The organism is Bradyrhizobium sp. 63_E2_N1_3, from assembly GCF_052076005.1.
Classification (GTDB): domain Bacteria; phylum Pseudomonadota; class Alphaproteobacteria; order Rhizobiales; family Xanthobacteraceae; genus Bradyrhizobium; species Bradyrhizobium barranii.
This window is the reverse complement of the sequence record NZ_CP197235.1, coordinates 1,161,053-1,181,718: the sequence shown is the minus strand read 5'-3', so window position 1 is coordinate 1,181,718 and position 20,666 is coordinate 1,161,053. Positions and strand designations below refer to the sequence as shown.

Genomic DNA, 20,666 nt, shown 5'->3' with positions numbered 1-20,666 from the left:
CCGAAAAATCGTCCCGGCGACGCGATGTGCTCTCAGCGGCGAGCCGGAGCCGCGCCGATGATCGTTACCGGCGCGCCTTCGGCGGCGGCCTCCCGCTCGTCGTCGACATCCGTCACCTTGACGAAGAGGCTCGGCACCCGCTCGGCGCGGTCGAGCAGCCACGCCGCCCCGAACATGATGACGAAGCCGGCGAACGAGACGGCGAGTTGCTCCCAGACGCCCCTGGTGAATTGCATCAGGATCCAATGCGCCGAGAACGACAGGAACACGCTGAGGCAAAAGATCGGCAGCGAATGCTGGCCGCAGAGGATGACCGGGTGCACCCATTTCGAATGCAACGCCTTCCAGTGGCGCGGGATAAAATAGATCACCCAGACCGCCAGCGCCAGAAAGTGCGTGAAGCGCAGCATGTCGAGGTCGGTCTTGTCGATCGGGTAGATCGCCTTGATCATCCATTTCGGGATCAGCGCCTCGAGCGCAGGGATGTGCCAGGTCATCACGATCAGGAGCGCGAAGGCGAGCCAGGCCGCCGCCAGCGTCATCGCCGCCTTCGACCACACCCATGTTGCGATCTTGTCGATCTGGCCGACGCCACACCAGGCGGCGAACACGAACATCAGCTGCCAGCAGAACGGGTTGAAGTACCAGGTCGTGCCCGGCGGATAGGAGGCGATGTTCCAGTCGAACCGGCGCGCCAACACAAACAACACCACGGAGGCAGCCAGCGTCAGGTTCGGCCGGCGCACCAGGCCCCACACGATGAAGGGCGCGGCGAGCACCAGCGTGATGTAGAGCGGCAGCACGTCGAGATTGACCGGCTTGTAGCGCAGCGAGAGCGCCTGACCTATCAGGATGTCCGGATGGTCGAGAAAATTGTGAACGTTGAACTCGTCTGCATACATCGGGTTGTCGAACCTCCTGACCGTGCGCGCGATCTGCGCCGTGAACAACAGGAACAGCATGATGTGGGCAACGTACATCTCGCCCGCGCGCCGCCACAGCCGCTTCAGCGCGGCGAGAAACCAGCCGCCGGCGACGATCGGCCCGTAGATCCAGCCGACCAGATAGCCGGAGATGAAGACGAAGAACTCGGCGGCGTCACTGAAGCCGTAGTTGCGCAAGGTCAGCCAGGCCACGACGTCGTGCGGGATGTGATCGAGGAAGATCATCCACAACCCGACGCCGCGGAAGAGATCGAGCCGCAAATCGCGCTCGACCGGCGCCAACAAAGCTGACTGGTCCCGTGTGCTCATGGCCCCGCCTCGTCCGGTGGGCGTCGCGCCGTCGCGGCGCCGAAAGATCGGATGCTAAAAAATGTAAATCAAAAGTCACCTGGCCCTGCGGCTAGTGCCGACGGTAGCCGACCTTGGCGTCCGTGCAAGGGGCTTCGTCATCGGGGCGCACAGACCGCGTCCGGCAAGTCATGAGACCTTGAACGGCGCCGGCTGGAGGTGGTGGTCCTCCCTGTAAAATGTCGAAAACAACCCCATGCACAGTAGAGACGGTCTCTTAAGTCCTTGCTTTGCCTGCGAAACTCAAACGGCCCGTCGGGCAAAAAATCAGCCCGGCGGTACGATCGCACGCCAGGGAGGGAGCAGGGTCAGGTCAGCTCGCCGCCCCGGGCAAGCATCTCGGTCAGCATCGCCTCGGCCTTGTGCTGGAGCGGCAGCGCGCCGCTCTCGGAGGCGATCGCGATGGCCGCGCGCAAGGCGACGATGATCGCGGCCTTGTTCGCCGCATCCGTCGGCGGCGTCACCACGGCCTCGCCGAGCAGGGCCTCGGCCTCGAGGCCGGAAAACCCCTGCTGGCGAGCGGTGTTGCGCGCCTCGCGCAGCATGTTCTGCGCGGCCTGGACGTCGCCGAGGCGGAAGGTTGCGAGCGCAAGATAGATCGAGCTGCGCAGCACCGCCGAGGTATAGCCGACCGCCTTCGCCTCCTCGCGCGCCTCGGCCAGCATGCCGCGCGCCCGGTCGAACAGCCCCTGCTCCAGATAGGCGATGCCGAGATGACAGGCGAGCACCGGCACGAACAGCCGGATGCCGTGCTTCTGCGCCAGCACGAACCCGTCTTCGAGAATGGCAGCGGCCGCGGCCGGCTCGTTGCGGCCGAGCATCAGCCAGCCGCCGCTATAGGCGGCGGCGACGCGGTCGTAGGGACGGCCCGTCTCCTCCGCGATCGCGGCGGCTTGTTGCTGGAGCTGGCCGGCGGTGTCGAGTTCGCCCATGACGGTGTGCGTGAAGCTCTTCATCATGCAGCAGAGGAGGAGCGTGTATTTTGGGGGAGTTCCGAAGGGCGCGCTTGCGTCCGGCCCCATGAGATTAGCGCGGCCTTGCGCCAACGTCTGCTCCGCTTCGCGATATCGACCGGCGAGAAAATAGGCCTGTCCCAGATTGTATTGTGCAAGGTTGCGCCAACCCGGGTTGCCTGACTTCTCGGCGAGGCCAACGACCTCCTGGCCGAGCGCAACCGCTTCAGTTGGCGTTCCGTAGAAATTCTGTCCACCCGCCATGACGGTCATGGCGGCGACCTTTCTTCCGATGTCGTCAATTCCACTAGCCCGGCGTTCGGCCTCCTTTCCGAGATCGATCCACTCGGCAACCTGACCGGACCAGATGAATGCCATTCGCGCCTCCATCCGGAGGTCAATTGCATCTGCCTCCCGCGAGAGAGTCATCGGCATCTTGTCGAGCGAACTCATCGCGATCCCGAAATAGTCGACCGCATCGGCATACGCCGAGCGCACAAGACATTTCTGCGCGGCACCTCTCCCGTACCCGAACGCTTTCAGCCAATCCTTCGCGCGCATTGCGTGGTAGCAAAGCGTGTCAGGACCGTCGCTCCATGTCTCGTCGCTTTCGAAGGCCGCAAGTATTCGCCCATGTATATTTTCGCGCACCTTTTCGACCATCGACTCGTAGGTCACTTGGCGGACCATCTCGTGCTGGAACTCGATCGAGTCCTCAAGTTCACTATCGATCCTGACGAGGATCTCGGCTCGGTCGAGCGCTCCGAGGCAATCCTGGAGAATGTCTTCGGGCAGCGCGGCGACGTTCCGCAGCATCATCACGCTTGAGCGCGGCCCCAGCGCCGCCGCTATTTGGAGAACCGAGCGCTCCTGCCTCGAGACACGATCGAGCCGCGCCGCAATCACCCCCTGAATGCTGGTAGGGATGCCGAGCTCGTCAATAGGTCGAACGAGCGCAAGGTCACCCCACTGACCGCGAAGCGTGCCACTATCTTTCAGTCCACGGCAGACTTCCTCGAGAAATAGAGGAACGTTGGCAGTATGAGAAATGATCCGGTTCTTCAAATCGGTGTTCATCGCCGACGGTCCGAGCATATCGGCCAACATGGCCAATCCCGAATCGTCATCCAGAGGGCGCATTGCAATCACTTCCGCATGGCAGCGTGCGATCCACTCGGGCATGCCGTTCGGCCTGCTCGTGAGAAAAACTATCAGGTTGGGACTCTGTAACGACGCAATTGCAGCAACAACCGCATCGCTGGCTCGGTCGATCCAGTGCAGGTCCTCGATGAGAAGAACCGTACGCTGTTGAAAGGCCAGGCTTTGCACGATGGCGCAACTTGCATCGGAAATGGCACGCGCGCGCGCGTAAGGCTCCAGCTCACTCCAGCGATGATCCGCGACCGGAATATCCAATATGGAATCGATCGCGAGCTGATGGATTGCCGGCAACTCCTTTCGGATGTCGACCAGACTATCCGAATCTCTGGCGGCAACTTCGATGATCGAAAGTATGGTGCGCTTGAGCGCGCTGAACGGCACGCCCTGAAGGTTCGGACTACACTCGGCGTCAATCAGCCGCCAGCCATCGGCCTTGAGCTCCTGGGCGAACTCATGCGCGAGCCGCGATTTTCCGATGCCTGCATCGCCGATCAGCAGGACCGTCTGCCGGCTTGCACTGGACCTCTCAGCGGCACGTCCCAACAGGGCCCGCTCAGTCGTGCGATCGACAAACCGCGAAACGCTCCGCGCTCGTCGCACCCGCCAGCTTGAAAGGTCGCTCGCTCCGACGACACGGTAGACCGGCAGCGGCTCGTTGAAACCGCGCAGCACCTTGCGGCCCAAGGCTTCGAATCGGACATGTCCATCCGCGAGTTTCTGGCAGGCTTCCGACACGTAGATCTGATTGGCTTCGGCCGCGGCCTCCAGCCTCGCGGCAAGATGCTGAGCGGCTCCTCCGATCTCGTAGACCTTGGAAAACTCGCTGGCGACCATATAGGCGACGACGTGCCCCGAATGGAGGCCGACCCGAACCTGAAGTCCGGGATCGCCAAGACTGCCGACCCGCCGGACAAGCTCGATGGCCGCATGGCAGGCCAGCGGAGCATGGTTGTCGTCGGCGATCGGGGCACCAAAGACAGCGGCCAAGCCGTCCCCCAACTCCTTGCTGACGATGCCGCCAAACTGGCGTACCGCGCCCCTCATGGCCGCCAGCGCTGGCTCCAGGCGTGAGACGGCCTCCTCCGGCTCCAATTCGGCAACAAGCCCCGTGGAGTCGATGACGTCGGCTCGGAGAATTGTCACAAACCGCCGCTCGCTGTCGGGATCAGCACGCCGACGTACCGCCGCCCCACACTTGGAGCACCAGCTATCGTCCGAATCAATCGCCGACTGGCACGCGAAGCAATGCATTCCTGCGCCTTCAAGGATCGCGGCGTCGCTGTCGTCCAGCGCCCGCGAGCAACTCGTGGTAAGAATACCTATCAAGAACCGCTTAGCAATCGGACTTGCCCATCGCCGTTAGCGGAGCACGGTGCGGTTGGCGATCTGGACGAAACACAGTCCTGAGTGGTAGCCTATGCAATCCCAGCAAAGATGGGGCATATATTCGGCGAAGCCGGGGTGGCAAAACTAACCGGCGTCGCGGAGCTGTATGTATTTTCACAAAGCCAAGGACATATTGAGGGAAAAGACGATGGGGTCGAGAACTTACACCGGGGCTTCATTCAAAGATTTAATGAACGACAATTATTTCCCTCTGGAAAACATGCAGAGGAGCGTGGACATCCTCAAGGCGTCGCCGGACATCCACGTGCCGACCCTGGAGTACGGCCAGTACCATCTGATCCTGACGCCGGCGGACAAATGGCCGGACGGGAGCGCGGCGTACTGGCACAAGGAGAAGGGACGAGCTCGCGTCGACCTCACCACGCAGTTGAATACGGTCCCGCTGTCCAAGGACGAGCCCGGCGTGATCCCGCTGACGCGATGCGCGCTGCTCGATGCCTGCGTGCGGAAGTGCTTCAATTCCGAGCCGCCGATCCCGATGAAGACCAATATCATCACTCACGCGGCGAGCGACGCCTATGCCGACCGGCACGAGATCCGGCTGGAGTGGGAGTACGACAACGGTGAGGACCAGGCGCCGACGCTGCTCCACCTGACGATGGTCTGTCCGTACCGCCCCTGATTCCGAGCGGGAGCAGCAGCGCGGAGGCTTCCGCACCAATCGAAGATGGTCCGTCGTCGCCACAGCATGCGTTGCACGACGGACCAATCATGCCCCGCCCTCTCCGCTCGAAGGCCGCGTTGCATTGTCTCGCGGCCGCGCCCTGTCATGGACCTGTCGCACGAAAATGATCCGCTTCCGCCGTGCGCGTGCGAGTCGCCTGCTTGAAGCAGTCGCCGCGTTCGTTTGACAGGAGCGCCCGATGCCCGTTGGACTGCTAGAGGTCTTAGGCACCATCGATGTCGGCCAGTTCTGGCCGGAGGGCCGGTCGGACGCCGACACCACCAAGGTCGTGGTGAATGTCGCCCCAGACGCGATCCGCTTCCGCAAGAACGACTCGGTGCCTTTCCAGCCGACCCACGTCTTCGAGGGCGCCAAGGTCAAGGGCCGGACCGCGACGGCGCCGATCAAGAACGGCAAGCTCACCATTCGCCTTCAGGGCATCGACGCGCCGGAGCTGCATTATCAGCCCTCGCCGCTCTCGGCCGCCGAGAAGAAGGGCCTGAGCGACGCCAAGCGGCAGGCCTATCACGAGGTCACACACCCCTACCGGCAGTTTCTTGGCGCGACGACGAGCAAGGCGCTGCATGACTTCCTCAGCAGCGCCGGCGAGCCCACGCTCGCCTGCCGGGTGTTCACCCATGTCGATGCGCCGAACGAGGTGTTCGACACCTATGGCCGGCTGGTCGGCGACATCGAGGTGACGGTCGCCGGCAAGACCATCGACATCAATCACTGGCTGGTCGAGCAGGGCTTTGCCTATCCAACCTTCTACTCTTCGATGAACGACGACGAGATCAAGGCCTTCCTCGCGCTCGCGAAGCCCGCACGCGCGCAGAAGCTGCCGGTCTGGAAGCATCTCGCCAAGACGATTCCCGCCTTCGACTTCGACCTGCGCGAACCCAGGAAGAACGAGACCGACGTGCTCGCGACCGACAAGGGCCCCGTGATCCTGCCGAAGCTCTATCGCCGCTACACCAACTGGTCGGCGCGCAAGAAGGCGAAGGTGACGAGCCAGACCTTCCAGAAATTCTTGGGCGAAGGCTCCGGCGGCAAGCCCGACACCTGCTACGAGATCGACGACTTCCTGACCAACGGCGTGCACTCGGCCACGCCGCGCAATTTTGCCGACTTCGTCGAGGGCGGCAAGACGATCAAGTTTCAGCCGGAGGGGCTGGTGTTCGGCGAGGCGCCGTCGAGTCTCGTGGGGGCGGACGGCAAGCCGATCACGACGTTCTGAGGATGCGCGCGCGGCCGACCGGGATCAACGGCGTTTTGTCGCAGATTGCTGCCGGCCGTGAGCTCGCACGTTCATGCGCCGCTATTCTCCTGTCGTTGCAGGCATTTCCGGCGGCCGAGCCTGGCCGATCAAGGACCGCTCGCGCTAACGGTTAGAATTCGCTACTACACAACCATAGATTTTTCGTCTATTTTCCTGGCCGCGGCGATTGCAGGGCGTCCTCGGTCGAAGTCCGAGTGACCCAAGATGCCGGCTCTCAAGGCGAGCTGGTGGATGAGAGGAAGATCAATCCGGCGGAGCCGCCTGCCCGTTCTCTCGGCCGGCCGGCGCCGCAGTCAAGCGACAAGGAGAACGGCATGCTGGTTCGACAGAACGTGTGGGAGCTTGGCGGCGACTGGGCGGATCCGATTCTCTGGTACGCGCGCGCGGTTGGCGCATTGAGGCCGAAGCCGCTCAACGATCGAACCAGCTGGCGCTTCTGGGCCGGCATGCACGGCTATCATCAGGGCCTGTGGGAGTTCTACGGCTACAAGGCGCCTGCCGAGCAAGTTCCTGCCCAGGCCGACTTCGACGAGTTCTGGCAGCAATGTCAGCACGGCAGCTGGTATTTTCTGCCATGGCACCGCGGCTATCTGATCGGGTTTGAGAAGCTCATTCGCTCGACCGTCGTGACGCTCGGTGGGCCGCCTGACTGGACCTTGCCTTACTGGAACTACTTCAAACCCGGTCAGGATGGCTTGCCGCCGGCATTCGGCAGCCCGGACTGGCCGGACGGCACCGGCAACAATCCCCTCTTCATTGAACAGCGGTGGGGACCCGGCGATCCCTCGCAGCCCGGCAAGGTCTTCGTCCCGCTCGACGCCGTGAACCTGGACGCGATGGACGTTCACGAGTTCACCGGTGTGGCAAGTGGCGGCGACCGCGGCTTCGGTGGCATCGACACCGGCTTCGAGCACGGCGGCACCAAGCATGGCGACATCGAAAGTCAACCGCACGACCAGGTTCACGGCCTTGTCGGCGGCGAGAAGATGTTCCCGGAGGCGAGCACGAGGCCATTGCCGGGACTGATGTCGTCACCGGTGACGGCCGGCCTGGATCCCATCTTCTGGCTGCACCACGCGAATATCGATCGGCTGTGGCAAAGCTGGAGGCAGAGCGATTCCCAGAACACGGATCCGGAAGAAGCCAGCTGGAAGAAGGGACCTGCCAGCCTCGGCCAGCATAAATTTGTCGTTCCTCTCCCCGACGGCTCGCCGTGGGAGTACACGCCGGAACAGATGTCGGACTTTGCCGGGGTGGGCTATACTTACAGCGATTTCTCGCCGGCAGGCGCGCCGTTGGCGGCCGTCGCCGGCAGGACAGCGACATCATCCGGAGCGGTCGCGATGGCGAGATCGACTGGAGCAACAGTTGAGGTGCTTGGCGCCAATGCCCAATCGCTTCCCGTCGCAGGGAAAGGTGCCGAGACCTCCGTGCAACTCGATGCGCGTACGCATACGAAAGTTGCCGCCAGGCTGGCTGCCGGCCCCGCGCCCGGGGCGCGCGCGGAGCAGGTCTTTCTCAATCTGGAGAATGTGCGCGGATATTCCGACGCCACCGTGCTGCAGGTCTATCTGCAGTTTGCGGGGAAGGACGGCGCGCCGTCCTTCGAGCGGCAGGTCGGGAGCATCGGGCTCTTCGGCATCACCAAGGCGACGGAGAGCGATACCGGGCACGCGGGAGACGGCTTGTCGTACGCGCTGAACATCACCAAGCCCTATTCGGAGTTCGCCGGTTCGGGCACTGCCGATCTCGCAAAGGTCGGCGTTCGTCTCCAGGCCGTCGCGCCGGTGCAGCAGTCGGCCGACGTGAGTGTCGGCCGCATCAGCATCGTCCGACAGGGCGATTGACGGCCGCTCATGACGCCCGCGGCCTACGAGCGTCTGCAAATCCGTATTCCGCTCACCGTCGCGGCAGCCGCCGCGTGGGCGGCCGTCGTGGCGTTGTCGGACCAGCGCAGGCTCGTCGCCTTCTGCAACAGCGATGTCTGGCCGGCACTGTCGCTCGATCAGCTCGCCCTTGCCATGACGTTCTATTCGCCGACAACACTCACCGGCGAATGGATGCTGATGGTAGCGGCGATGATGACGCCGATGCTCGCGGGCGCTCTTGGGCACGTGCGTGCGCGAAGCCTGCCGCGTCGACGCATGCGGTCGATGGCGCTCTTCATGATCGGATACTGGTCCATCTGGGCTGCCTGTGGCGTTCCCATCGTACTGGCCGTGCTGGCGCTGCAACTGATGCAATCATCATCGATCGTCACGATCGCATTGGCGGGATCGCTCGTCCTAGTCTGGCAATTCTCCCCCGTGAAACAGATCTGCCTGAACCACTGCCACGACCAGCCGCCGCTGGCGGCGTATGGGATCAGGGCCGACCTGGCTGCTCTCGGATATGGCGTCACCCAGGGTATCTGGTGTTGCGGAGCCTGCTGGGCGCTGATGCTCGTTCCGTTGGCGACGCAAGGCGGGCATTTGGCGGCGATGGCCGCGACCAGTGCATTCCTGATTGCCGAGCGCCTGGACAAACCGCGGCGCCCGGCGTGGGAGGTGCGATGGCCATCGACCGCTGCCAGGCTGCTATGGTTCAGGCTCGGCCTTTGGCGACGCACGGAGAGCGCCGGAGTGAAGGCAACCTGATCGGTGCCGACGGCACGCGCGACGACGCGATTCGCGCAGGCGACCGGGCAAACTTTGCCGGCGACACCGCCGCACCGGCAATTTTTTCAAGCTGCCGATGAGCGCGAGCCCGGAAACATCGGGAAATCCAACGAAAACATCTGGCACGCACGTTGCTTGCCCTTCGCGATCGTCTCGAGGGGCCGAACATGCAAGTCACGCCAGGAGCATCAATCTTCGGCTACCAGCCTGCAAAAGCCGGCTCAACGACCGGTGCATCGAAGCCGCCGGTGACCGACAATGGTGGGCCCTCGCAAGCCAACGAAGATGGCGCATCGGGCGACAGCAGCGTCGTGCAGGAATTCCTGAAATACGCGAAGATGAATCCCTTCGACCGTATGCGGGCTGCCATTCTGAAGAGCATGAATCTCAGCGAGGCCGACCTCGCCAACATGACCCCGGACCAGAAAGCGGCGGTGGAGCAGAAGATCCGGGACGCCATCGAAAAGCAGCTGGAGAAGAAGGGCCAGCAGCCCGGCAGCCTGGTCGACCAGTCCGCGTAACGACCGCGCATCACCAGTGGAATGTCGCGCCTTTTCCAATCTCGCAATCGAATGCCGTATCCTTGAGAACGGCGTCATTGACGGCATCCAGGACCATCGTGCGCGCCTCGATCCTGCCGTTTGGGTGCACCCTGAACGACAGGAATTCCCTGACCGCCTTGTCCGGTCTCACCGTGAAATGGGTCGTTGCGAAAGCGATCGTCCCGTCAGGCTGGATCATGTATCCGTCAAACCGCATGCTGGCCTTGACCGGAGGTCCCGCCGCGCCCGTGCCGTGAACTTGACAGGCTGAAAGGTCGACGAGCATGCGAAATTCCTTGCCATCGACGATCGCCTTGTTCAGCGCCGCATAGTCGGCGTTTCCGGGTTCGTCCGCGATCGCGGGGTGCGTCCAGAAGCTCGCTACGATCGCCAGAGCGGCGGCGCAGCTGCGCAGATCATTCGACAAATGTGGCTCCCAGGGATGGCGGCTCTCGGCTGGACCTCGTTTCGCCGGAGCAGGCTTGCGATGATATTCGTCGCTCTAGCCGGCTCCCGACTCGAACTTCACCGCCTCATGATTGGTGATGACTTCTCGAACGACCAGGGCATGCAGCTTCCGGGTAAAATCCGGATCGAGCCCGCTCTGTGCGGCGAGGATGCGAAGCCGTTTCAATTGCGCCGCTTCACGTCTGGGATCCCGGGATTCCAGTCCATGCCTGGCCTTGAGCTCTCCGATCGCGTCCGTACAGCGAAAGCGCTCTGCGAGCAGGTGCACCATCGCCGCATCCAGATTGTCGATGCTGCGGCGCAGCCTGGCCAGATCGCCGGCAAACTCCTGGTCATCATCCGTCATCGATCGGCACCTCCAGACAGCGCCGCGGCGGACAACCCGCCCTTCTGCAGAATGAAGCCCGCAATCTCATCGACACCTTGGCCACTCTTCAGATTGGAGAAGATGAACGGTCGCGCGCCTCGCATCCGCCGCGCGTCCGCTTCCATGATCTCCAGATTCGCGCCCACCATGGGAGCCAGATCGATCTTGTTGATCACCAGCAGATCGGATCGCATGATCCCCGGCCCTCCCTTGCGCGGGATCTTCTCTCCGGCGGCGACGTCGATGACGTAGACGGTCAGGTCCGCAAGCTCCGGGCTGAAGGTGGCGGCGAGATTGTCGCCACCCGACTCGACGAAGCAAAGCTCCGCGTCCGGAAACTTCAGGTTCATGTCGTGGATCGCCGCCAGGTTCATCGAGGCGTCCTCCCGTATGGCCGTATGCGGACAGCCACCCGTCTCCACCCCCATGATGCGCTCCGCCGCCAATGCCTGCGCGCGGGTCAGAATGAGCTGATCCTCCTTGGTGTAGATGTCGTTGGTGATGACGTAGATCTCATAGAAATCGCGCAGGTGCTTGCACAGCGCCTCGACCAGCGCCGTCTTTCCGGAACCGACCGGACCGCCGATTCCGACGCGCAGCGGCCCGTTGGTTGCCGCAATGCCGGGTGTGCGGAGAGACCTGCTCTCGTGTTCAATCGTCTTCATGACCGAAACAACCTCGTATATTGGAGCTCGTGTGCGATGGACGCGAGCTCAACCATCAGGCCCGCCGAACCGAGATCGTCGACCGTCTCACGGCTTGCGACTTCACTGCGCGACAGGATCGGCAGCTCGAGCGCCGCGATGGCAAGCTGACCGTCGGTCTGACCGAGAGGCACCAATCGCACGCCCGCGCTCACCAGATTGGCGACATAGCTGTGCAGGAATGCCGGCAGCGCGATGTCGACGGCAATCCGCTCGCGCGCCGCTCGCGCTCCGAGCAGGACGGCCAGCACCGGCGGACATTTCGGATCTGAGAAGATGTCCAGAATTCGATCCGGCCAGACACTGCGAAGGGTCGTAAGGCACGCAGACGATTGCTGGGCGGATTCGAGCACGAATTCGGATGTGCCGCGGGAAGCGGCTGCGAGTTCGGCCAGATCCGGGAGCTGGTCCTCGGCGCCCTCGGCCACGCATCGGTAGGCTTCGCTGAAGAAGATGGCTTCGTTCCGGCCCGAGCCGTAGCAAAGGTCGGCCTCGAGCCAATCGATCAGGCTGCGCCGATCGGAGACATAGCCGGCCTCCACCGCCCACTCCAGTCCGTGCGAGTAGCTGTAGGCCCCGTTCGGGAACGACGGCGAGAGCCAGCTCTGCAGCCTCAGGAACGCCAGCGCCGTATGTCCATAACTCTGGTCTGTCATCGCACCACCATGCCGGCAACGCGTCAGTACATGAAATAGCGCTGCGCCATCGGGACCACATTCACCGGCGGACACGTGAGCAGCCGTCCGTCGGCCCGCACCTCGTAGGTTTCGGCATCGACCTCCATGCGGGGCAGCGCGTCGTTGAGGATCATGGAATGCTTGCCGATCGATCGCGTGTTCGAGACCGGCAGGAGTTGCTTGGCCAGGCCCAATTGTCTCGTCGTTTCGAGCGAGGCCTGACTGACGAAGGTCACAGAATTTCTGCCGGGAGAACGGCCGAAGGCACCGAACATCGGCCGGTAATATTCCGGCTGAGGCGTCGGTATCGACGCATTGGGGTCGCCCATGATCGCGGCGACGATCATGCCGGATTTCAAGACCATGTCGGGCTTGATCCCGAAGAACGCCGGATCCCAGACGACGATGTCCGCGAGCTTCCCGACCTCGACCGAACCGACATGGCGTGACATTCCCTGCACGATGGCCGGATTGATCGTGTATTTTGCGACGTAGCGCCGCGCCCTGAAATTATCGTTCTGCCCGGTCTCCTCCGGCAACCGCCCGAACTGCTTCTTCATCTTGTCGGCGGTCTGCCACGTCCGCGTGATCACCTCGCCGACGCGCCCCATCGCCTGGCTATCCGACGACACGATCGAGAACGCGCCGAGATCGTGCAGGATATCCTCTGCGGCAATCGTCTCCTTTCGGATGCGGCTTTCCGCGAAGGCGACATCCTCCGGAATGCGACGGTCCAGATGGTGGGTCACCATCAGCATGTCGAGTGCTTCGTCGAGCGTGTTCGCGGTGTAGGGACGCGTCGGATTTGTCGAGGCCGGAATGACGTTGCTCTCGCCGCAGACCTTGATGATATCAGGCGCGTGCCCGCCGCCGGCCCCTTCCGTATGGGCCGCATGGATCGTCCTGCCCTTGAACGCGGCGATCGTGCGCTCGACGAACCCGCCTTCGTTCAGGGAATCGGTGTGGATCATGACTTGCACGTCCATGTCGTCCGCGACAGAGAGGCAGCAGTCGATCGATGCGGGCGTTGCGCCCCAGTCCTCGTGCAGCTTCAGGCCACACGCGCCGGCTTCGATCTGCTCGACCAGGCCCGCGGGTAGGCTCGCATTGCCCTTGCCGAAAATGCCGAAGTTCATCGGGAACCCATCCAGCGCCTCGAGCATCCGATGGATGTGCCATGGCCCCGGCGTACAGGTCGTCGCCGTCGTCCCAGCGGCAGGTCCGGTGCCGCCACCCATCATGGTCGTGACGCCCGAGAAAAGCGCCTCGTCGATCTGCTGAGGGCAGATGAAATGAATGTGCGTATCCATTCCGCCGGCGGTGATGATCTTGCCCTCGCCCGCGATGATTTCCGTCCCCGGCCCAATGATGATCGATACACCCGGCTGTACGTCGGGATTGCCCGCCTTGCCGATGGCGGCAATGAGCCCGTCCCTGATCGCGATGTCGGCCTTGACGATTCCCCAGTGATCGAGGATCAGCGCATTGGTAATGACCGTATCGACCGCGCCCTGCGCGCGCGTGAGCTGCGATTGTCCCATGCCGTCGCGAATGACCTTGCCGCCGCCGAACTTGACCTCCTCGCCATAGATGGTGAGGTCCCTCTCGGGCTCGATGAACAGGTCAGTATCCGCCAGGCGCACCCTGTCGCCGACCGTGGGGCCGAACATCTGCGCATAGGCAGCGCGGCTCATCGTGTGGGACATGTCTTCCTGACCTTATTCGTTGGCGCCGGACGCATCGTTTCCTGATTCCAGAGGTCCCATCACGCCGCCGCTGAAGCCGTAGATGCGCCGCGCTCCGGCAAACGGGATCAATGAGACCTCGCGCGACTGACCCGGCTCGAATCGCACGGCCGTCCCGGCCGGGATATCGAGGCGGCACCCACGGGCAAGGGATCGATCGAACGCGAGTACGGCGTTCACTTCGGCGAAGTGATAATGGCTGCCCACCTGGACCGGCCGGTCGCCGGTGTTGGCTACGGCAATCGATGGTCCGGTCCGGTCCCCGTTCAGGACGATGTCGCCGTCAGCCGGAATGACCTCCCCGGGAATCATGCCACGCCTCCAAGCAGCAGCAGCCCGACAAGGCCAGCGCATACGCCCGCCGCGCGAAGCAAGCTTCGTCTGGTCGCGTTTCCTCCTGAGAACCCGATGACCATGCCGGTCAGGAGAAGAGCGGCGGTCGCCGTCGTGAAGCCGATCACATAGGGGACAAGCATCGCGGCGGCTTCAGTTCCGTGGGCGTGACCATGGAAGAACGCGAACAGGCCGACGGCCGCCGCGCCCAGCATGACGGGCATCCTGAATTCGAACGCAACGAACGCTGCCAGCGCCACCACCGAGAGGCTGATCGCCGCCTCCACAAATCCCAGCTCAAGTCCTGCGCTTGCCGCGGCGAAGCCGCCCAGCATCGCGATCAGAAAGGTCAGCGGCCACACGGCTCTCGCGGATCCGCCCACGAGCGCGCTCCACGTTCCCACCAACGTGACCGCAATCAGATGATCGGCGCCGCTGAACGGATGGACGAGACCGGCGTCGAACGAACTGCCCGCGCCCGGAATGGGATGAGCGAAGGCCGGCGCCGCAAGCAGGCTCAACGCAGCGACGCAAATCGGGATGATGCGCATCATCGGCTCCTATCGGATCGGGTTGTGCACCGGGACAAGCTTGGTCCCGTCCGGAAACGTTGCCTCGACCTGGATCTCGCGGATCATTTCCGGGATGCCCTCCATGACCTGGTCGCGGCGCAGCAGCCGGCCACCTTCGGACATCAGATCCGCGACCGATCGTCCGTCGCGGGCGCCTTCCATGATGGCATCCGAAATCAATGCGATGCTTTCGGGATAATTCAGCTTGACGCCTCGCGCGAGCCGGCCGCGCGCAACGATCGCGGCGAGGGCTATCATCAGCTTGTCTCGTTCCCGTGGCGTCAGATTCAAGATGCTCCTCCCACCTGGCCGCGCTGCTAACAGGACCACATCTTCGGCACTCCGAAGGGACCGGATCCGAGCTCATGGTCGAGTTGATCGAGGAAGCGGCGCAGACCTCGCCTGAGGTCCACGCTTGCAATCGCGGCGACCCGGACCACGATGATCGCGCCCACGATCGTGACGCCGCACGCGCATTCCAGCGAAGCACCGATCTCGCGCAATCTCTCGAGCCGGGCCTCGAGACCCGGACCGAAATAGATCATTGTCGCGATCGCCTTCCAGTTCGAGAGCAGCGCCGTCTTCCGAAGCTGCGGGAGCGCCTGGTCTGAGGCGAGGAAGCCATCCGCCCACACCAGACGGCCGTCGACCCTGACGCGCCAACTGTCCAGGATATGTCCGGCAAGAACCTCCTCGCCGCTTTCGATGCGGCCAAGAACCAGCCACTCGAGGGCAATCAATTCGGTACCCGAGTTCACATCGATCTCGGTCTGCCGCGCGATGCGCGCCTGGTTGAAGACGATCGTCTCTTGCGGAAGCCACGCAAGCCGGGCATTTCCCTCAGCCCTTAACCGCGTCCGGATTCGCGCAGGCCGATCCAGCGCCCGATAGACCTTCTCCGCGGCCTGCGTGGTCACCGCGACCGACGCATTCCCTTGAGCGACCACCTCGATCCTGATCTCGTCGCCGCCTGCGACACCGCCCGAGGTATTGATGAGGACCGCCTCCTTGCGCCGACGATCGTCGACATTCGGGAAGGCAACGGCCATCGGAAACTTCTGATAGACGTTGATGATCTCCGTGCCGTTTGCGGCGCCGGAGAACACCACGCGAGCTTCCCCGGCAGCGCGCTGCAGATCGAATTTTTCCGTGGCGCTCTGCCCTTCTCCCGGTTGGCCGGGATGAGCCGCGGATGTCCCGCGAGAGCGCTCGTGAATTGCTTCAAACATCCGTCTCGGGGCTCATGATTGACCGTGTGTGTCTCGCATATCGGCGAGGGAGAGGCCGGGCGTGGAACGGCAATGCCGACCACGCCCGGACCTCATGTCGCGAAACCGGGATCAGAAACCCGCAAGACCCTGGGAGCCGTTGTACGGGATCTTGACGCTGCCGATCTCCTTCAGCGAACCGTCCGGCTGGGTGCTGTAGCTGACCAGCTTCGAGGCGTTGCCGTAGATCTGATAGAGATAGGCGCCGTCCGGCGAGATCCAGCTATCGCTGGGACCGCTCGTCACGGTCCCGTTCAATCCCCTCGCGGTGCCGTCGCCGGGAACCTTCGGGCACGCCGGATCGCACGCAATCTCCAGGCCGCCACCATTGATGCGGTAGCTGCTGATGTTGCTGTAGCCGAAGTTCGTTGCGTAGATCGTGCGATCATCGGGAGCGACGGCCAGCCAGCACAGCTCGGACGGCAGGCCCGCGCTGGTGTCGATCTTGACGAGCGGGCCGATCTTGATCGAGCCGTTCTTCTCGATGGTGCAGATGGAGCATCCGTCGCCGACGGCATAGCCGATCACGAACGTATTCGGACGCTGATTCAGGAACGCGATGTAGAACGGAGAACCGCCCTTCGCATCGTAGAACCTGGCCGTGCCGAGCGAGCCGTCCTTTTGCAGGGCGAACACGGCAAGGCCGTCCGGATCCGGTGCATTCGACGCAATCGAGTGCAACGCGCCGCCGGCGCGCTGGACCCAGAGAATCGGCGAGCCGTCGGGATACAAGCCGGTGAGCGCGATCGGCTCATCGAAAGTGGTGCCGACAAGCACGAGCTCCTCGTTGGGCGAGACCACGACCATGGTGGAGACACGGTTCCGCTTGCTGTACGTATTCACCGTGTATCGCTCGGGCCGCGTCTTGAGCATGCCTTCGGCATCGACCGACATCAGCCGAAGATGATCCGGTCCGAACGCGTGCAGCACGAAGAGGGTGCGCGTCGACGGAGCGAAAGCCAGCGATTTGGCCGTGCCACTCCTGCCCTCGACCGGGTTGCCGGTCGACTTCACGTCGAGCAGCGTGAGACGACCGTCGCTCTCCAGGCGGAAGCTCGAAACGGAATTGTCTCCGCCATTGGTCGCAAACAGAAAGCGCCGATCGGATGTAATGATGACGCTTCCTGCACCCTCGTAAGAGTTGGGCGCGCTGTCCTGGCCGCTGATCGGCTTGAATTCACCGGAGCCGGCGCCGCCCGTCTTGATACGCGCGACCTCGGCCAGCTTGCCGTCCGCCTGCCGCGTGTAGTGAATAATGGCGTTATCGATCTCATTGGTCTGGATATAGAGATGGCCAGTCTGCCCCTTCGACATTCCCATCTCGCTCGCCGTCGCTTCTTTAGCCATCTCTCGCTCCTTTGATGATTGGCTTTGGTAAATCGAATGACTTTCGGTGACCTGCACCATTGCTATGGCTTCAGCGGAGGGTATCCATCGACGTAAACCCAGTCGGACGCCCGCACGGGTACATGGCACGCCTGGCATTGCGCCCTGTAATTCGTCGTCGTCGTTTTCGAGTGATCGCCCGCGTCGAACCAGGACCATCCCCAGCCGTCGCCCCACAACGCGCTCTCCGGGTGACGGTTCGCGGTGTCCTTCACCATGACGAACCATCCCTTCAAAGCATCGGCGCGGCTGACGGTACCGGTCGTCATTTCAGAGGTTGCCGCCTTGAACACTTCCTTGACCAGCACCGCACCGTCCGGGAAGCGCTTGTCCTTCCGATAGGCGTCGATCACTCCGGGCGAGGCGTACACGACGTGAAGCTCCTTCGAGCCGTGAGTGTCGTCTGCCGCAATCGCCCAGCTTCCGAGGAGCTGATAGGTCGTACGATAGTCATCGGGCACGTGCAGATGCCCGTCGCGGTCGGCGACACTCGCACCGGTCGAAACGCCATCCGCCGCGTTCGCCGGCAGCTGTGACTGCCTGACCGCGGCCGCGATCCCGAGGATCACGACGACGGCGACACAGGCGGCTTTGAGGATTTTCATGCCGATCTTCCGCCGATTACGCGGTCACCGCGCGTCCTTGTTGTCCAGCAGCGGATAGAACTGGGTCCAGACCTCATCCTTCTTGGCGTTGGCGATATGGCAGTAGGCGCACTCGTCCTTCGACTTCACCTTGGCCGTCGGCGCCTTCGGTTCGTGGTGATTGAAGTTGAAATAGCCCCACCCGTTGGTGTCGGCGAAGCGCTTCGAATCCTTGACGGTCACGTCGGCGCCGTTCCACTTGCCCGGGAAGTAGCCCCGTCCCGACGCTTCCGTTCGCGAGCCGTCGGCGTTCTCCTGCGGCAACGTCAGCTGCAGCTCCTTGAACAGGATCGTCCCTTCGGGGAATTCGCTGGTCTTCTTGTAGATCGCGTACGAGCCCGGCTCGATATAGACGTTGTGGAATTCCGGGAAGTTCGCCTGTCCGCCGTTGAGGGCGTTCGGCGTCAGCGGCGAGCCGACATAGACCCACTCGTGGAAATTCTTCGGCAGGAGCAACTGCCCGTCCGCGGTGTATTCCGGCAGATAGCGCGTATTGCTCTGGGCATTGCTATCCCTAAGCGATCCGAAGAACAGAATCGTTGCGACCGCACTGCCTACGATGACCGCCGCTGCTGCCTGGACTCCCACGCGCATTGTCTTCTCCCGCGACTGCGGCCGAACGCGCGAGGCGCCGGCACAATTGACCTGTCGAGAGATGACTTAGCCAGTCGCGGAGGATCCTGCGCGCTGGGGATTGCTTCCGCTTTGGCCATCTTGATGCATTCCGTGCCGAACCTGCGATCGGTGAAGAGGTTGACGCTGCGGAAGCAGGACGCGCGGCCCCAATCGGCGCCGCGATCGCGGCGCGGACGGCCATGGAAGCGACCGAGAGGGTGCAAGGTCAGCGGGTGAGGTCTGAAAGCGGGGCTGTTCTCAGGGGGCGCTCGCGGCAGATCCGGTAGTTGTCCTGCCAGGGACGAAGCCGCTCGAAAGCCGCGCTCGCCGCCAGCACGTCGAAGTCGGCGTTTCGCCGACCTATGATCTGCATCCCGACCGGAAGCCCGTCGGACAGACCTGCTGGAATTGAGGCTGCCGGATGGCCCGTAAAGTTGACGAAGTAGGTCAGGGCCCATCCGATCAGAGGATCTATCTCGACACCATTGATCGACTTCGGCCCAGCCGTGTTGCCGTCGCTGGCGTTGTCGACCGGCGGGCACGCGACGGTCGGCGTGACCAATAGATCGAATCTTTCAAGGACGTTCTGGAAGGCATCGTAGACCTCCGACCGGACAGCCTGGTCGCGGAAGAAATCGAGCCCCGACACGCGATTGGTCTTCTCGACCCAATCCATGTATTCAGGCGGAAAGTCGTCGCGATGCTTGCCGAACAGATCGATGCCGTCGCGCTTCATGTTCTCGATCGCCTGCAGGTTCAGAAGCATGTAGAGACGCGACCAGACGTCGCTCAGCTCCCGTTGCGAGCGAACGATGCCGAGCTTCACTTCCTCCACATGAGCGCCGGCTTCCTCGAACGCCTGTACCGCGCGGCGGACCGTCGCCGCGACTTTTCCGTCGACCGGAAAGACGTCCAGATCCGGACTATAGGCAATCTTGAGGCCACGGATCGAACGACGGGTCGCCGCGGTGAAGTCGACGGGCGGCTCGATCAGGCTGAAGGGATCTCGCGGATCAGGGCCGGCAAGTACGTTCAACGCAATTGCGGCATCTTCGACCGTCCGCGTGATGGGCCCTTCGAACAGGAACGGAGAGTCGGCCACGCCGAACGCGTTGGGACGCACGAGGAACGGCACGCGTCCGAACGACGCCTTGTAGCCATAGACCCCACACCAGGCCGATGGGATTCGTATCGAGCCGCCGGCATCCGTGCCTTCTGCAATGGGTAGCAGTCCATCGGCGACCGCCGCGGCGCTTCCTCCGGATGAGCCGCCCGTGTTCTTGGCAAGATTGAACGGGTTGCGCGTGGGACCAAACAGGTAGTTGTCGCAGGTGCCCCGGAATCCCATGAGAGGGCTGTTGGTCTTGCCGAGGAACACGGCCCCCCCACGCTTCTCCATGCGCTCGCAGAACACGCAGTAACCGTTCACGACGTGGTGCTTGAGCGCGCGGATGCCGCCCAGGCTCGCAGGCCAGCCCGGCTTGAAGTCGAACAGATCCTTGAGCGCCGACGGAATGCCGTGCAGTGGGCCCCACGACTCGCCTGCGACCAACGCGCGCTCGGCCTCTTTCGCCCTCGTGCGGGCGCCGTCGAAATCGAGATAAACCAGCGCATTCAGGCTCGGGTTGCGCGCTTCGATGCGCCGGATGAACGCATCGACCACGTCAACCGGCGACAGATCACGTCGCCGGATGCGAGCTGCCAGTTCGTGCGCGGTGAGGTAAGCGAGTTCGTCGGAATGCAAGGACCGGCTCACGCTCGACATCGTCTCCTCCTTCTGAACCACTTCAGGACGAAGCCGCATTTGACATTGAAACAGTTCTTGCCTGCGCAGCCGTGATTGCTTCGTCTTTCGCAATCTTGATGCATTCACCGCGACGGCCATCGACAAGGCATCGATCAGGGTTCATGTGCGCTGACGTGGGCTGCAGG

The 20,666-nt window shown here is 63.1% G+C and carries 20 protein-coding genes; 5 read left to right on the top strand and 15 right to left on the bottom strand.

Going from position 1 to position 20,666, the window contains the following annotated elements; genetic code table 11:
• Positions 1 to 32 precede the first annotated feature (32 nt).
• Together AB7531_RS05450 and AB7531_RS05445 are read right to left on the bottom strand one after the other, a co-directional pair.
• On the bottom strand, positions 33 to 1,253 hold the full coding sequence (locus AB7531_RS05450; RefSeq protein ID WP_441279911.1) for an OpgC domain-containing protein: 1,221 nt from the start codon (positions 1,251 to 1,253) through the stop codon (positions 33 to 35).
• A 347-nt stretch (positions 1,254 to 1,600) separates the two neighbouring features.
• Positions 1,601 to 4,657, bottom strand: coding sequence for an ATP-binding protein (locus AB7531_RS05445; protein ID WP_283017987.1), 3,057 nt, complete (start codon positions 4,655 to 4,657; stop codon positions 1,601 to 1,603).
• Between the two features lie 283 nt (positions 4,658 to 4,940).
• Between AB7531_RS05445 and AB7531_RS05440 the strand changes: the two genes are divergently transcribed.
• From AB7531_RS05440 to AB7531_RS05420, 5 genes are all read left to right on the top strand, one after another.
• The gene (locus AB7531_RS05440; protein ID WP_028148879.1) at positions 4,941 to 5,435 is read left to right on the top strand and encodes a hypothetical protein; all 495 of its coding nucleotides are present in this window, start codon (positions 4,941 to 4,943) and stop codon (positions 5,433 to 5,435) included.
• A gap of 241 nt (positions 5,436 to 5,676) precedes the next feature.
• Positions 5,677 to 6,714, top strand: a complete 1,038-nt coding sequence (locus AB7531_RS05435; RefSeq protein WP_231143851.1) for a thermonuclease family protein — start codon at positions 5,677 to 5,679, stop codon at positions 6,712 to 6,714.
• A gap of 356 nt (positions 6,715 to 7,070) precedes the next feature.
• Positions 7,071 to 8,603: a tyrosinase family protein gene (locus AB7531_RS05430; RefSeq protein WP_247316142.1), complete on the top strand. Its 1,533-nt coding sequence runs from the start codon at positions 7,071 to 7,073 to the stop codon at positions 8,601 to 8,603.
• A gap of 9 nt (positions 8,604 to 8,612) precedes the next feature.
• Entirely contained in the window at positions 8,613 to 9,392 is a 780-nt protein-coding gene (locus AB7531_RS05425) for a DUF2182 domain-containing protein (RefSeq protein ID WP_063980901.1), read from the top strand.
• Between the two features lie 188 nt (positions 9,393 to 9,580).
• Positions 9,581 to 9,934 carry a hypothetical protein gene (locus tag AB7531_RS05420; protein WP_063980900.1) on the top strand — a complete coding sequence of 118 codons (354 nt, stop codon included), beginning with the start codon at positions 9,581 to 9,583 and terminating at the stop codon, positions 9,932 to 9,934.
• Positions 9,935 to 9,944: 10 nt separating this feature from the next.
• Here AB7531_RS05420 and AB7531_RS05415 read toward each other — a convergent pair whose 3' ends face one another.
• The 13 genes from AB7531_RS05415 to AB7531_RS05355 form a co-directional block, all read right to left on the bottom strand.
• Positions 9,945 to 10,382 (bottom strand): VirK family protein, encoded by a 438-nt coding sequence (locus AB7531_RS05415; protein WP_084794956.1) that lies wholly within the window; start codon positions 10,380 to 10,382, stop codon positions 9,945 to 9,947.
• A gap of 75 nt (positions 10,383 to 10,457) precedes the next feature.
• Entirely contained in the window at positions 10,458 to 10,769 is a 312-nt protein-coding gene (locus AB7531_RS05410; protein WP_063980899.1) for a chorismate mutase, read from the bottom strand.
• On the bottom strand, positions 10,766 to 11,455 hold the full coding sequence (ureG, locus tag AB7531_RS05405) for an urease accessory protein UreG (RefSeq protein ID WP_063980898.1): 690 nt from the start codon (positions 11,453 to 11,455) through the stop codon (positions 10,766 to 10,768). Before ureG ends, AB7531_RS05410 begins: the two co-directional genes overlap by 4 nt.
• Complete coding sequence (locus AB7531_RS05400; protein WP_063980897.1) at positions 11,452 to 12,150, bottom strand: urease accessory protein UreF; 699 nt, start codon at positions 12,148 to 12,150, stop codon at positions 11,452 to 11,454. The genes ureG and AB7531_RS05400 overlap by 4 nt, the downstream gene beginning before the upstream one ends.
• 23 nt (positions 12,151 to 12,173) lie before the next feature.
• The gene (gene ureC / locus AB7531_RS05395; RefSeq protein WP_231143845.1) at positions 12,174 to 13,877 is read right to left on the bottom strand and encodes an urease subunit alpha; all 1,704 of its coding nucleotides are present in this window, start codon (positions 13,875 to 13,877) and stop codon (positions 12,174 to 12,176) included.
• A 12-nt stretch (positions 13,878 to 13,889) separates the two neighbouring features.
• A complete protein-coding gene (locus AB7531_RS05390; RefSeq protein WP_063980895.1) occupies positions 13,890 to 14,228 on the bottom strand; it encodes an urease subunit beta in 339 nt (112 codons plus the stop codon).
• Positions 14,225 to 14,803 (bottom strand): HupE/UreJ family protein, encoded by a 579-nt coding sequence (locus AB7531_RS05385; protein WP_063980894.1) that lies wholly within the window; start codon positions 14,801 to 14,803, stop codon positions 14,225 to 14,227. The genes AB7531_RS05390 and AB7531_RS05385 overlap by 4 nt, the downstream gene beginning before the upstream one ends.
• Before the next feature lie 6 nt (positions 14,804 to 14,809).
• Positions 14,810 to 15,112, bottom strand: a complete 303-nt coding sequence (locus tag AB7531_RS05380) for an urease subunit gamma (protein ID WP_028148889.1) — start codon at positions 15,110 to 15,112, stop codon at positions 14,810 to 14,812.
• A 26-nt stretch (positions 15,113 to 15,138) separates the two neighbouring features.
• Complete coding sequence (locus AB7531_RS05375; RefSeq protein WP_084794955.1) at positions 15,139 to 15,930, bottom strand: urease accessory protein UreD; 792 nt, start codon at positions 15,928 to 15,930, stop codon at positions 15,139 to 15,141.
• Positions 15,931 to 16,161: 231 nt separating this feature from the next.
• Positions 16,162 to 17,436 carry a beta-propeller fold lactonase family protein gene (locus AB7531_RS05370; protein ID WP_063980893.1) on the bottom strand — a complete coding sequence of 425 codons (1,275 nt, stop codon included), beginning with the start codon at positions 17,434 to 17,436 and terminating at the stop codon, positions 16,162 to 16,164.
• Between the two features lie 62 nt (positions 17,437 to 17,498).
• Positions 17,499 to 18,080, bottom strand: coding sequence for a cytochrome P460 family protein (locus tag AB7531_RS05365; RefSeq protein ID WP_063980892.1), 582 nt, complete (start codon positions 18,078 to 18,080; stop codon positions 17,499 to 17,501).
• Between the two features lie 24 nt (positions 18,081 to 18,104).
• On the bottom strand, positions 18,105 to 18,713 hold the full coding sequence (locus AB7531_RS05360; RefSeq protein ID WP_063980891.1) for a cytochrome P460 family protein: 609 nt from the start codon (positions 18,711 to 18,713) through the stop codon (positions 18,105 to 18,107).
• A gap of 247 nt (positions 18,714 to 18,960) precedes the next feature.
• Complete coding sequence (locus AB7531_RS05355; RefSeq protein ID WP_063986067.1) at positions 18,961 to 20,499, bottom strand: amidase; 1,539 nt, start codon at positions 20,497 to 20,499, stop codon at positions 18,961 to 18,963.
• Between the last annotated feature and the right edge of the window lie 167 nt (positions 20,500 to 20,666).